The following is a 13324-nucleotide window of genomic DNA, read 5'->3' as shown; positions in this document are numbered from 1 at the left end:
AATTGAACGCGATCGCCCTTTCCCGGCAGCAGCACAAGCCCACCTCGGTTGTCATCGTCGGCAGTGGATTCGCCGCTTTCGAGTGCGCGCGTCGACTGGTTCGATCGTTGGGCAGAGCGCGTGCCTCCGATGTGACCGTGACCATCGTGTCGCCGGTGGATTACTTGCAGTACTCTCCATTGTTGGCCGACGTCGCCGGTGGGCTGGTTGACCCGCGGTTAGTGTGCATCCCGCTGGCCGGAACACTCAGGGGCGTGCGGGCGGTGCGCGGCCGTGTCGACAGCGTCGACCTCGATCGGCATTCGCTCTCGTTCACCGATCCAGAGGGCGGGGTAGGGACACTGTCCTGGGATCGCTTGGTGTTGACGCCCGGCTCGGTGACCCGAGTGTTCGACACACCGGGCTTGGCCACTTACGCGCACGGGTTGAAGTCACCGGCCGAGGCGCTGTACCTGCGAGATCGCGTGATTGAACAGTTGGAACTGGCGTGCGTCGACGAAGACCAGGCGCGCGCGGCGGCGCGACGGACGATTGTCGTTGTCGGCGCCTCTTATTCCGGTTCCGAACTGACGGCGCAACTGCGTGCGCTGGCCGATGCGGCGGCGAAACAAATGGGCTTTGATCGGACCGCGGTGCGGTTTGTGCTGCTGGACTTGGCCGATCACGTCATGCCGGAGCTCGGTCGGAAGCTTGGCGACGCGGCGATGCGTGTGCTGCGCGCTCGCGGGATCGAGCTGCGGTTGGGCACGACGCTGAAGGCGGTCCACGCCGAGCATGTTGTGCTCACCGATGATTCGCGGATCGGCACGTATACGGTTGCGTGGGTGGCGGGGGTGACACCGTCACCGTTGATCGCCACCTTAGGCTTGGAGACCGAGCGGGGCCGACTCAAGGTGCAGACGGATTTGCAGGTACCTGGTCACCCCGATGTGTTCGCCGCGGGCGACGCTGCCGCTGTTCCGGATCTGACCCAGCCGGGCAAGATCGCCCCGCCCACCGCCCAGCACGCGGTCAGGCAAGGTAAGACATTGGCGTGCAATGTCGCCGCCAGTCTCGGCTACGGCAAGCGGAAGGAATACCGCCACAGCGACAAGGGTATGGTTGTCGATCTCGGCCCGCGCTACGCCGTCGCCAATCCGCTGGGCGTGCACCTATCGGGTTATCCGGCCAAGTTTGTCACCCGCGCCTACCACCTCTACGCGCTTCCGCGACTCGTCAACCGCTGGGCGATTGCAATCGCATATCTGACCGACGTCTTCTTTCCCCGCACCGTGTTGTCAATGGGATTCGTGTGCGGTGCCGACGTCGAGCTCACGGCCGGCGAAGCGCTGCGGCTACCCAAGGCCGCAGGGGCAGAATGATATTCGACGGTGCCGTTCACCCGGGTGAATTGTCCAACCGGATGACGACATGTCATCCCGTCGGGTGGATAGTGGTCGGTGAGCTAAGCCGCGACTCCCGACGCCCGCGTTGAGCGTGCTGACGGCACAGCGATCGCAACGACCCGAGTTCGCCGATCAATGATGAGAGGAAACGCACATGGCCACGCTCGAATATTTTGACACCCCCGGATACGGTGAGATCGCTCGTACCCGCAACCAATACCGGCAAGCATTGCGCGTTGGTGATCGCGTCGAGATTTCCGGTCAAGGCGGGTGGGAGGCGGACTTCACTTTGTCGGTCATGTCCCTGGAGGACGAGATCGTCAAGGCGTGCGACAACGTCGAAAAGACCCTCGCCGAAGCGGGAGCCAGCTGGAGCGACGTCGTCAATGTGCACTCCTATCACGTCCCGACAGACGAGGATGCCATTGGTGATCAACACATGTCGGTGATGGTCGATCAATTCCGCAAGCGATTCGGCGAAAGCGCGCCGCTGTGGACTGCGGTGGGCGTCCAGGCGCTGGCACTGCCCGAGCAGCGTGTCGAGATCGAAGTCGTCGCCATCGTCGGGTCCGGCGCCAAGTAGGCGTCGGCACCAGGCCGCGCAACGGGCCCTGGACGGAGACACGGGTGGACCGAATCTTTCACGCCCTGATCGGTGACGCGCCTGCTGCAATCGACGCCGCCATCAAAGCTTCCGCGCTGTTCCTCACGGCCGCGGTCCTGTTCCGATTCATGGAGCGCCGGACCCTCGCCGAATTCGCGCCGTTCGACTGGATCGCCGCGGTGGCTACGGGAGCCATCGTCGGACGGGCCGCGACGGCCGGCGACACCTCGTGGCTGAGCGCAACCACCGCCCTTGTTTGTCTTCTTGTCGCCCACGCGATCTTTGCGAGATTGCGCTTCATTCCGGGTCTTCGGCGCTTCATCGATCCGCCGCTAAGAGTGCTGATCCGGGACGGGCACGTCGATCGGCGCAACCTGCGTCGGTGCGGACTCACCACCGCCGACCTAGCGGCGGTGCTGCGAGAGCACGGACACGAAAGCCCCGATCATGTTCACCTGGCCATCTTCGAAGCCAAAGGGGTTATCTCGATTTTGGAACGGATGAACAGCAATGACGAAAGCGGCTGTGTCCGTGTCTCTCAAGGCGCATGACGACATGCGAGTCACCTCGCGGGTACACCGGGCGCGAACCATGAGTCGGCCGGGTGGCGCCTGGCGCTGCTGAGTCGTCGGCGGTCATCAGATCAGGCGGAAGCGGCCCGTTGAGACGCCAATTGGGACACGAACTGCTCGATGACCACGACATCGCGCGCGACTTCAGCGAGGGCGTGGGCCGGGGGACTAGGGATTTGGATTGCACCGGGGACGGCAGCGCCACCGACGACCACCACGTTTGATTCCGCTGCCAGAAGATCATCGGCCAGTGCGGACATGGCGGCATCGCAGGGGTGACTGGAAGCAAAGAGGACCGCGGTTAGCTGGGAGTCTGCATGCCGCACCAGGGCAGGTAGCTCGCGCTGGGCTATGTGGCCCTGGGCGTCAACCCCTGTCGCGTCGTTGGTGAGCAACGCCGCGTACAGAGCAACCGTGGCATGCTGGTCGAATCCGACGTAAGCCAAGCGCGAATCCTGCTGGGCCGCAACGCTGGCAGCCACTGCACGAAGTTCTTTCGGCAACGTCGTGGTGGCGACGACTCGCGCGATGTCGGCGACATCGTCGTTGTCCTCGTTGAGGATCATCGAGGCGACGTAGTCGTGGGCTATCAATGCGTTCAGAAACCCTGTGGGGCTTGCCGAAGCGCCGCTGCGCAACAGAACTTCGCAGTCCGAGACAGCGACCAGGGGACTGGCCATGTCATCGGTGATCGCGATCACCGCGTGCGGTACCGCGGTGCGACCGAGCTCCTCGGCCAAAGTTCCTACCTGTGGGCTGCAGCCCGACCGCGACGTGACGACCAGCATGGAGTCGGACGTGAGGAGCTGCGGATGCTCCAACAGATTCTTTGTATCGATCCACCAGGCCGCCTCGCCGGCTGCCACGAGCCGACGCCAACTCCGCAGGGCCGCGATGTGCGATGCGCCCATTCCGGTGAAGATGACGCGCCGGTGATGATCCCGTAGTAGCGGGTACAAGCCCAACGAGATCGGTGCCCGATCGAATTCGAGCAGCGACCGGGCCTGAGACCGTGCATTGACGCGGAGCCGCTGGGGCGAGCGTCTATCGCAAAGCAGCAGTGCCGTTCTGGGGTTCACCGGGTCCGTACCCCTTCTTGGTCGACGCGGCGGTGGCGGGTGCCGTGCGCCCACGTCCACGTCCACGTGGGCACGTGTGTGCAATCCGCGGGCTTTGCCAACGAGCGTGCGGGCCAACCGGGTGAGATGTCATCACCCGCGCGTCCGATTCACCCGGGTGATGGCGATTGAACCGGCATACCCACCGCGGTTTAGTGGGTGCCGGCCCGCAGGCTCACCCGGTCGCGGACGGCGTCGATCGCGTCTGCCAACAGCCACAGCGCCAGGCCGAGGAGCGCGATGTCTTTCATCAAGAACTCCCCATCGGCGGACAAGATGGGAAAGCCACCAGCGGACGCCTCACCGGTGCCGGGGGTTGTGACCATAAAGCTCAGCGTGGTCAGGAAGAACAGCGAGGCGAATACCCCGCCCACGATCGACGCCTTCGGAAACCATGGTTTGACGGCAAGAAGTGCCGCGGTGGCCAATTCTACTGTCCCGTTCAATCGACCGAACGCGTCGATGGACATGGCGTCGTAGACCCAACTCAAATAAGGGCTATTGGCCACCCAATGTGAAATGCCGTGGGCCTCATAGTATGTGAACTTCATCGCGCCGAACCAAACCAGGACGATGACCAGGCCATACCGCGCTACCAGAGGCGCGACGTTGGTCGTCAAAGACAGTCTTGGACTTTCGGTTCTTGTGGCCGTCGACTGATTGGTGGACATGGCGATCTCCGTTCGTTGGGCCGGTGTCGGTGCATGGTCGGCGCCGCACTCGCGCTGCCTTCACGAGGCCATTGCGAGGACTAGTGCGGGCGCAGTCAGACGAAATGGTGCGCCAGGCGGGCTGCGGTCGCGGCTCGGTAACGACCACTATGGCAGTGCACGAACCGAGCTGTCCTCATCCGCAGGTCCGATTCACCCGGGTGAACTCGGCTGGTACGGGCATGACGGCGTGCCAACACGATTCGCCGTCGCCACATCTGGCGGTGCCGACGGTCGAATTACAACAGGCCGAGTTCTCGCGCCCGGCTGACCGCCGCGCCGCGGTGTGCAACGCCGAGCTTGCGGTACACGGCGCGTTGGTGGGTCTTGACGGTATTGAGCGAAACATATAGTCGCGCACCAATTTCGCGCCGTGACAGCCGGGTGGCGAGTAGGCGCAGTACCTCAAGCTCTTTGGGGGTCAGTTCCTCGCCGACCACGCATGAGTCGACGTGGGGCGCGGCGCCCGCGCTCGGCTCGGCGCTCGCCGGCAGCGACGAGGCGATGCTGGAATCAGCGCAACCGCGCACCAGGGCGCCGGCTTCTTCGAGGGTGGCTCTCGCAGCCTGATGGTCGCCGACATGCTCGAAGATCTTCGATCTGACCATGAGCGCTTTGGCCACTTCGGGGATCGCTGCGCCTTGGCGCGCCGACATCACCGCCATTTCCGCGGCGGCCGCTGCGGCCTCCGCATCACCGCGCATGCGGAGCAGTTCGGCCGCTGCGAGGGACACCATCACGTCGACCAGATGTTCCCCATCCGCCAGATCCCTGGTGCTGCCGGAAGCTCGGCGGATCTGACGTTCGGCGTCGGCGATCTGACCGTGCTCGACCGCGATGAGCGCCAGACCCCCCAATGCGTACCTGCGGGTGCGGCGATCGCCCACCTTTTCGGCAAGCGTTACGGCCCGCCGGAAGGCGGCTTGTGCGTCGTGCGCACAACCCGAAAAGTACAGCGCGGCACCGTAAATGCAGTAGGCACTCGATCGTCCCAGCGGTGTCTCGCCGAGATCGAGGGTGATCGCGCGGCGAGCCGCTTCCAGCGCCTGGCCGAGTTCGGCCGTCTTGAACGAATGAACCGCGCGCAAGATGATCGCCTGAGCGCTGGCGATGCCCCCGACTGCCGTGTCGTTCGCGGACCCGGCCTCCACTGCCTCGATCCACTCGGCGGCATCATCCAATTGGCCCACGCTCAACGCGATCCACGCGCGGGCCACGCCCAGCCGTGGGTCCTGCAGAACCGTCTCCTCGGGAAGCAGATCCAGCAGGCCGGAGATGGTTGACAGGCCCGCCCCGTTGAATTCGCTGACCCAGTCCGCGGCGATCAGATCGGCGCTGCGGGCGATGTCACCGCCGGCGACCAGGTGGCGGACCGCCTCGTCGACGAGGCCCTCGCCTTCGAACCAGGCGGCGGCTCGCCGGTGCAGATCAGGGACGAGTTCGGGCTCGGTACGGCGTAATTCGGTGCGCAGTAGCTCTGCGAAGAGTTGGTGATAGCGGTACCAGTGACGTGACATGTCCATGGGGACCACGAACAAGTTTTCGCGTTCGATCTCCTCCAACACCGCCGCCGAGCCGCTCGTCTGCAGCACCGCGTCGCACAGCGGGCCGCTGAGCCGTCCCAAAATGGCGGTGCGCAACAGGAAGTCGCGCAGTTCTGCCGGCTGGCCATCGATCACCTCGGCCATCAAATAGTCGACGATATGACGGTTATCGCCCGCGAAGGTCTTGATGAACGCTGAAACGTCGTCGCGCCCCGTCACCGAAAGCGCCGCGAGGTAAAGCCCGGCGGCCCACCCTTCGGTTCGCTTGTGCAACAGCTGAATATCTTCCTGTGCCAACCCCAGGCCGAGAACATCATTGAGCAGGTGGTCCGTCTCGGTCGGTTCGAAACGTAAATCGTCGGTGCGCACCTCGGCAAGCTCGCCGCTGGCCCGCAGGCGCGCTAACGGCAGTAGCGGGTCCGACCGGGTGGCCAACACCAAATGCAGGTTTGCAGGGATCCGGCTGATGAAAAAGGCCAGCTGCTCATGAACCGCTCGATTTACCACGAGGTGGTAGTCATCCAGGATGAGCACCATCGGGTCGGGGACGGCGTCCAGATCATTGAGCAGCGTCGGCAGCACGACCTGCACCGGGTCGGCTCCCATCGCGAGGAGCTCGACCGCGCGAACCCCGACCTTGGGACTGATCGTCTGTAGTGCGGCAACCGCGTACATCCAAAACCACACCGGATCGTTGTCGGAGGCATCGAGCGTCAGCCAACCGAAAAGTTCGTCGTCGCCGGCGCCCAACGCCCACTGCGCGAGCAGTGTCGTCTTGCCCCAGCCCGCCGGGGCGCTGAGCAACGTGACTTTGCGCCGGCGGCCGCTCGACAGTACGTCGAGCAGTGCTGCGCGGTGAACGAGCTGCAAGCCGATGGCCGGGACGTGCAACTTGGTGGCAAGTAGCACTGCTCGGGCGGCTGCCTCTCGAATATCGTTGTCGCCGTGCCCATCTGATCTCATATCCGAACTCCGCGAATCCTTCGAATTCGGCGGCCAAGCGGGAGCGTTCGCAGTTGCCGCATCATGGTCGGGCGCCGGGTTTTCGGCGGCCCGGTCGCTCCCGGCAAGGTCGGTCTTGTTGTTTGTCCGCGGCGATCGGCCAAGACTTTGAATTATCTTGGCACGATTGGTCATCGGTAGACCTATTGAATCAGATGAATTTTCCCCGGCTGCCGCCGGTACCCCCAGGCCATCCCCGTCTGGGGCGTGGGACCCATACCCTGCAATTGGTGTAATCGGTGTCTCATCAACCGCGCCCACGCTCTGCCCGCTCACCGGATTTCTCCCCTCGTTACATCGATGTGGTCGCTCGTGCGAGTCATGGCACCGCCGCGGGTAGCGAGCTGGCGTCTCAATGTGAGGTGACGCAACGTCTCAACCTGAACCGCCGTGGGGTGCCCCCGGTCTGTCGTCGTGCCGTCGCCGGCTCACGGCCGACGAGACACCAATACGTATCCGCAGACGCCGAACACCACCGGCATCATCGTCAACATTCCCAGAATTGTGCTCAACATCGTCTTCTCGATTCCGCTGCTCTGCTCCCCGGTGCCGGCGCCTGGTTGAGCGGCCGAGGGGCCGGCGATCGAGCGTGCACTGACTAGATTCGCAGCGTGGGCACGGCCGTCACCATCGCCCGGCGGGTGATTTTTAGGCACGGCGCGGTGTATACCTAGCGGGCCTGATATTTGACGCCTTGGTCAATCAGTGCCGTGCATGAGCTGCGCCAATTGGGCGCGGGAGGTGATGCCGAGCTTGGCGAATGCGTTGTGCAGGTGTGTTTTCACGGTGTGCGGGGACAGGTGTAGTTGCCCTGCGACGTCGCGGTTGGTCGCGCCGTCGGCGATCAGTCCGACGATGGTCAGTTCGGAGGCGGTGAGACTGTCCCAGCCCGTGGTTGCCCGCGGCCGCGCGACGATTCGCCGTTCCGTGCCCAACCGGCGCAGCGTGCGCCCGACCCGGCGGGCGTCGGCGACCGCCCCGCACTCGATGTAGGCGTCGAATGCCGCGTTGAGGTGTCCGAGTGCCTCGGCTTGACGCCGCGCACGATCCAGCTCGCCGCCGGCGTCCTCGGCGGCACTGGCGTACAGGAGGGGCCGTGAAGACGAGCGAAGTGACTCCGCGGCCGCCACCAGGGCCTGGGCATCGTGTTCGAGGATCGCGCGGGCGTACCCGGCGACCGCCGCGAACAGCGGCACCGCAGGCCGATCACGCTCAAGTATCTCGGCGGCCTGCAGGACGCGTGCGCGTAAACCGGCATCACCGGCTGCCGCGGCCACCCGCGCACCGAGGATCAGGCGGGTCAATGCATGGGGGAAAAACGGTGTCGCCAACAGGATGACGTCGCCGAGCCAGCGCATCGCGTCATGAATGTCGTCACGCCGCCACGCCGCCCGCGCCAGGACGTATGCCGACCCACGACGGATGCCCGCGGAGCCCGCGGAGTGGGCTTCGCGCGCGTCGTTAGCCATGTGCTGCAACAGATTTCGGTCATCAGTGTGCACTGCCACCTCGGCGAGGATCACCATGCGAAGAACGTCATGCTCGGTCGCCCCCGTCCGCTGCGGGGGCGGAAGGGATTCGGTCGCGTCGCGAGCCGCCGACAGCCGGCCCGCAGCCAGGTCCACAAGCCCACTGAAGACTGCCCACAGCGCCAAGGCCATCGCGTTGCCTTCCTTGCGGGCTTGCTCAATGCCGTCGGCGACTCGGGCCGTCGCCTGGCTCAGCTGGCCGACGACTGCCAGCAGGTTCGCGTGGTACATGCCGGCATAGGCATGCGCCAATGCTGTTTCATTCGTGTGCGGAAGGGGGGAAATCTCTTCGAAACGGCGCAGTGCCTGGGCCGTATACCCCTCCCCGGCGTCGAGCAAGGCGTGGGTGACGCCGGCCATGATCTTGGCCTCCAGGTCACCGGTGACTGCCGCGGCCGCGGTGGCCGCGTCTGCGGCGGCGCGCCGTTGCCCGCCTTCGTCGAACACCAGGTTGTACGCCAGCCACGCCAGATGCCGCGCTCGGGTGACCTCGCTGATGCCGCTCAATTCGAGTGCCCGCCGATTCTCCGCCACCCGCCGCTGGTCGGTGTGCTTGGTGTGTACCGGGAGCCGCAGTCGGATCTCGGCCTCGACTTCGGGCGACGCCGCCTCCGCGAGCGTCATGTCGGCCAAGTTTTCGGCCTCGCCGTAACGACTGGCCCGGTTGAGCCACCCGACCGTCTCCGCGACCAGTGAGCCGTGTTCCGCGTCGTCGGCGGGCAGTAGCTGCAACGCCCGCTTGCTCAAGTCCGCGGCAGCGCTGGCGTCGCCGCGGCCGACGGCCTGCGCGGCCTGGCGCAGCGCGTCGATGGCTTCCCTGTCTCCAGGCTCGGCACTTCGTGCCAGCTGCGTGGCCACCTCGGCCGGGGTGGCGCCCATGCCCAGCATGACCGACGCCGATTGCCGCTCCATCGCCCGCCGCAGTGACTGCGGCAACGACTGCCGGGTCGCCTCACGCAACAGGTCGTGCCGAAACCGCAGCTGCTCACCGTCTTCGATGAAGAGATCCGCGCGTACCGCCTCCTCGAGTGCCGACAGCAACGAGGTCGGCGAACGTTCCAGCATCGCCGCCAACAGCCCCGCCGAGAACCGGTCCGGCAGCACCGCGGCCACCCGTACGACCTCCGACGCGGAGTCGGACAGCAGGTCGAGGCGCTGCTGCATCGTTGCGCCCAGACGTCGTGGCAGCCCATCTCCGGTGACGATCACACGGCCGCGGGAAAGGTTGAGCCGGCCCTCCTCACCGAGTCCGCCGATCAGCTCGTTGACCAGAAACGGATTGCCGTGCGCCTTGGCGGCCAGATTCAGAAGGGACACATCCGCTTTCGCGCGCACCGCGTCTTGGACCATGTCGGCGACCGCGTCGGGTCCCATCGCCGTCAATCGCACGAAAGTGGCGTTGGTGCGCTGCAGCATCGACAAGGTCTCGTGCACCGCCGGCCCGCCGGCGCCGGTGCGCGCGGTCAACACCCACAACACAGCCGCATTCGGGCGGCCCGCGGTGAGCGACCGCAGCGCCAGTGCCGTGCCGTTGTCCGCCCAATGGATGTCCTCCAGCACGATCGCGAGCGGGGTTTCTGCGGCCGCCGCATGAATCGCCTCGTGCAGGTCGTGCACCACCCAGTAGGTCAAATCGGCCGAGCCGCCCAACCGGCGCAGCGCCTCGGCGTCCCCGACCGGTGGATCGGCGTGCAAGGTCGCCATGAACAGCGAGAAGAACGGCACCGTCTGCTGATATTCGAAGGCCTCCCCGAACAGGGTGCGCACTCCGCACTTGTCGGCCAGGGCCAGCACCTCGGTGAGCAATCGGCTTTTGCCGATACCGGGCGGGCCCTCGATCACCAGCACGCCTCCACGGCCCTGAGCCGCCGCGGCGACCGATGCGCCGATCACGTTCAGCTCGGCCGCCCGCCCTCGAATCGGCGGGGTGACCAGACGCTCACCGCCGACGTCAAATAGGCCTGTTGGAGGCCCCATCCGGGTGTCCTGTCTACCGTGTGCCGGGCATCAGTGCTCGTCATTCTAGGCCAGGGCATGCCCGCGGTTTGCTGCCGATCCGTCAGCGCCGCGCAGAAGCTGTGCCAACTGGGCGCCGAAGATGATGCCGAGCTTGGCGAGGTTCGGTGCAGGTGTGTTTTCACGGTGTCCCACCCCGTCTTTGCTCGCGGGCGCGTGACGATGCGAACATTTGGCCACCGCGGGTGGCCGCCGGCGCCCCGGCGCACCGAGGACCACGAGGTCAAACACCGCAGGCGTGTGCGGTGTCCCGAGCGGGGTGATGCCGCCCAGCCAGCGTGCGGCGTGGTGGATGTCGCCGCGCAGCCGGCAAATCACCCGGGTGAACGCATTCGCTGGGTGATGACTGCTCATCCCATCCGAGTGGATCGTGGCCTGACCCATCGCGCCGACGGCACCTGCCGATTTGCGGGAACGGGGACGAGCTGTCGTCGGGGCAGCGCAGTGATGACCGCGCAAGGCCGTCACGACGAGTCCGAGAAACCAAGAGAAATCAAGATGAAGCATCGCCAATGTCGGCAATCGACTGCTCAGCATGAGCCGGGTGCCACACGCCTGCCAGGTCTGCTGCACCGAATGCGGGACGCCGCCGCAGTGAGCCTGCGTTGGGTGCAGCGCAGGGCAGCTGCGCCGAGCCGAACCACTCCGGCGATCGAGGACCAGCTGCGCGCTCTGCGTCCCATCTGCAGTGCCCAGCGGATGTCGACCGGCACCGCATGCGGCGAGCCGGCGGTGGCGGTGGCCGAGATACACGCCATCGACGGGTGTGATCAGGTGGGGCTGAACCCGGACGGCGACCTCGTAGAGACGCTCTGTCGCGGCTGCCTGGCGACGGTGCGTTGGGCGGTGGCGAGCTACGTGGCCGACAAACGAGACGGTGCCCTCGAGTGCGGCACCCACCCGATGTGCGCCACGTGCGGGCGCCCCACCGGATACTTGCGCGGCGTCTTCTCGGTGCGCCCACTTGGGCAGGAAGGCATGCCACTGTGATCGGCGCGTTGCCTCGGCGCCGCGGCCGTGCGGCGTTGTCGACTTCGGGGCCCGTGCGGTCACCACGAGGCCACGCTCACCCGGGTGAGTTTGCTCTGTGGGTGATGACTACTCACCCCGCGCCGATGAACCCTAATCAACAGCTGGCGAGCGGAGGGTCAAGTGGAGCCGACGATTTACCGGATCTGCATCCGAGGCCGCGTGACCGAGCGGATGGGGTCTGCGTTGGAAGGAATGCGCCTTGAGGCCGGTACGACCGAGACCGGTTTCACCGGTGAAATCCGCGACCAGTCACAGCTTTACGGACTTCTCGACCGGGTCCGTGACCTAGGCCTTGAGCTCATCAGCGTCGAGCCGCAGCCCGCGGCGGATCCACCGGCGACAACCCACAGCAGGAAGGACCTGTAATGCAAGCCATCACTGTTTCCGATCGGGATGCCGGTATCGCCGGCCTGACATTGACCGACCTGCCGCATCCCCAGCCCGCCGACAACGAGGTTGTGGTGCGGGTGCACGCCGCGGGGTTCACGCGTGGCGAGCTGGACTGGCCGCACACCTGGATCGACCGTGCCGGACGCGATCGGACGCCGAGCGTGCCAGGCCACGAGCTTTCTGGCGTCGTGGTCGAGTTGGGTTATGGCACTACACTTTTGAGTGTCGGTCAGCGGGTGTTCGGGCTCGTCGACTGGGCCCGTAACGGCTCGCTGGCGGAGTACACCGCGATGGAAGCCCGCAATCTCGCGCCGCTGCCGATGGACATCGACCACACCGTCGCCGCGGCGCTGCCGATCTCCGGATTGGCCGCCTGGCAGGGCCTGTTCGACCACGGCAACCTCGCCGCTGGACAAACCGTTCTAATCCACGGCGCCGTCGGCGGGGTTGGGTCAATCGCGGTCCAACTCGCTCGCGAGATCGGTGCGCGCGTCATCGGTACCGGCCGGACCGCGGACCGAGAGCGGGCCGTGGAGCTCGGCGTCCACACCTTCCTCGACCTGGAAACCCAGAAACTGGAAGAGGCAGGCGAAGTCGACGTGGTGTTCGACGTGATCGGCGGGGATATCCTCGCCCGCTCGGCGGAACTGGTGCGGAGCGGCGGGACGCTCGTCACCGTCGCCGAGCCGCCGAAGACCCTGCCCCGCGATGGGCGGGCGATCTTCTTCCTGGTCGAAACCGATCGCGCCCAGCTTGCCGAGCTCGCCGCACGAGTCCGGGATGGCCGCCTCACACCGGTGGTGGGTGCCGTGCTGCCGCTGGCCGAAGCTGCCACCGCATTCGCTCCCGGCAAGCGCATTCCCGGCAAGACGATCTTGCGCGTGGCCGAAGACTGAAGACGAGTTATCAAGGCGGCCACGACATGTTACTGAAAATGCCACTTGCCGCGCTCAGCGTTGCGGTGCTGCTGTCGCCAGCCGCCCGGGGCGAGCCGACGCCGCAGAATTCTGGCCAAAACCCAGTTGTCCGAACCGTTTTCAGCCAGCCGAGTAATGTCCCAGGCAAATCGATGCGAGCGGTGACCGTTCACTATCCGCCGGGAGCTAAAAGCGCGGCTCACCACCACGCGAAGTCGGCGTTCATCATGGCGTACGTGCTCTCCGGGGCGATCCGTAGTCAAGTCGAAGGTGAGCCCGCGCGCGTGTATCAGGCCGGTGAGACCTGGAGTGAATCTCCGGGCGCGCACCACACGGTCAGCGAAAATGCCAGCAGCATCGATCCGGCCGATTTACTCGCGGTCTTTCTGGTCGATACCGGGGATGGCCCGCTCACCACCGACGACTGAAGAAGCGGGTCGGCGGCAACGGCGTGCAGCGTCGTCGAGCGACGACTTTCACGAGAATCTTCAGAGGAATCGATGCG

General features: G+C 65.7%; 13 protein-coding genes. 8 read left to right on the top strand and 5 right to left on the bottom strand.

All coding sequences use genetic code 11. The features are described 5' to 3' along the window. Positions 1-11: 11 nt before the first annotated feature. The 3 genes from AWC25_RS02280 to AWC25_RS02270 all read left to right on the top strand — a co-directional run bounded on the left by AWC25_RS02280 (position 12) and on the right by AWC25_RS02270 (position 2540). Complete coding sequence (locus AWC25_RS02280) at positions 12-1361, top strand: NAD(P)/FAD-dependent oxidoreductase (RefSeq protein ID WP_069398520.1); 1350 nt, start codon at positions 12-14, stop codon at positions 1359-1361. Between the two features lie 178 nt (positions 1362-1539). Beyond that, entirely contained in the window at positions 1540-1968 is a 429-nt protein-coding gene (locus AWC25_RS02275; RefSeq protein WP_069398449.1) for a Rid family hydrolase, read from the top strand. 44 nt (positions 1969-2012) lie between these two features. Beyond that, entirely contained in the window at positions 2013-2540 is a 528-nt protein-coding gene (locus AWC25_RS02270; protein ID WP_069398450.1) for a DUF421 domain-containing protein, read from the top strand. Positions 2541-2632: 92 nt separating this feature from the next. Here the strand turns inward: AWC25_RS02270 and AWC25_RS02265 are convergent, their stop codons facing one another. From AWC25_RS02265 to AWC25_RS02255, 3 genes are all read right to left on the bottom strand, one after another. After that, the gene (locus AWC25_RS02265; RefSeq protein ID WP_142278657.1) at positions 2633-3427 is read right to left on the bottom strand and encodes a hypothetical protein; all 795 of its coding nucleotides are present in this window, start codon (positions 3425-3427) and stop codon (positions 2633-2635) included. 404 nt (positions 3428-3831) lie between these two features. Next, positions 3832-4350 (bottom strand): YkgB family protein, encoded by a 519-nt coding sequence (locus AWC25_RS02260; RefSeq protein ID WP_069398452.1) that lies wholly within the window; start codon positions 4348-4350, stop codon positions 3832-3834. Between the two features lie 278 nt (positions 4351-4628). Continuing rightward, positions 4629-6896 (bottom strand): winged helix-turn-helix domain-containing protein, encoded by a 2268-nt coding sequence (locus AWC25_RS02255; protein ID WP_069398453.1) that lies wholly within the window; start codon positions 6894-6896, stop codon positions 4629-4631. A gap of 453 nt (positions 6897-7349) precedes the next feature. On the opposite strand from AWC25_RS02255, the gene AWC25_RS26760 reads away from it, so the two are divergent. Beyond that, on the top strand, positions 7350-7499 hold the full coding sequence (locus AWC25_RS26760; RefSeq protein ID WP_158089720.1) for a hypothetical protein: 150 nt from the start codon (positions 7350-7352) through the stop codon (positions 7497-7499). A 134-nt stretch (positions 7500-7633) separates the two neighbouring features. On the opposite strand, the gene AWC25_RS02250 is transcribed toward AWC25_RS26760, so the two are convergent. Further along, a complete protein-coding gene (locus AWC25_RS02250; RefSeq protein WP_085166282.1) occupies positions 7634-10441 on the bottom strand; it encodes a helix-turn-helix transcriptional regulator in 2808 nt (935 codons plus the stop codon). A 45-nt stretch (positions 10442-10486) separates the two neighbouring features. Continuing rightward, a complete protein-coding gene (locus AWC25_RS26960) occupies positions 10487-11053 on the bottom strand; it encodes a hypothetical protein (RefSeq protein ID WP_169717100.1) in 567 nt (188 codons plus the stop codon). A gap of 36 nt (positions 11054-11089) precedes the next feature. On the opposite strand from AWC25_RS26960, the gene AWC25_RS02240 reads away from it, so the two are divergent. From AWC25_RS02240 to AWC25_RS02225, 4 genes are all read left to right on the top strand, one after another. Next, positions 11090-11470, top strand: a complete 381-nt coding sequence (locus tag AWC25_RS02240) for a phosphoenolpyruvate carboxylase (RefSeq protein WP_244899444.1) — start codon at positions 11090-11092, stop codon at positions 11468-11470. Positions 11471-11632: 162 nt separating this feature from the next. Further along, a complete protein-coding gene (locus tag AWC25_RS02235; protein WP_069398456.1) occupies positions 11633-11878 on the top strand; it encodes a hypothetical protein in 246 nt (81 codons plus the stop codon). Then, positions 11878-12798: an NADP-dependent oxidoreductase gene (locus tag AWC25_RS02230; protein WP_069398457.1), complete on the top strand. Its 921-nt coding sequence runs from the start codon at positions 11878-11880 to the stop codon at positions 12796-12798. The genes AWC25_RS02235 and AWC25_RS02230 overlap by 1 nt, the downstream gene beginning before the upstream one ends. 26 nt (positions 12799-12824) lie before the next feature. Next, positions 12825-13247 (top strand): cupin domain-containing protein, encoded by a 423-nt coding sequence (locus AWC25_RS02225; protein WP_069398458.1) that lies wholly within the window; start codon positions 12825-12827, stop codon positions 13245-13247. Positions 13248-13324 lie beyond the last annotated feature (77 nt).

Origin of the sequence: Mycobacterium sherrisii (assembly GCF_002102355.1) — a bacterium.
Classification (GTDB): domain Bacteria; phylum Actinomycetota; class Actinomycetes; order Mycobacteriales; family Mycobacteriaceae; genus Mycobacterium; species Mycobacterium sherrisii.
The sequence above is the reverse complement of the archived record's forward strand: the minus strand, read 5'-3'. Positions and strand labels throughout refer to the sequence as shown.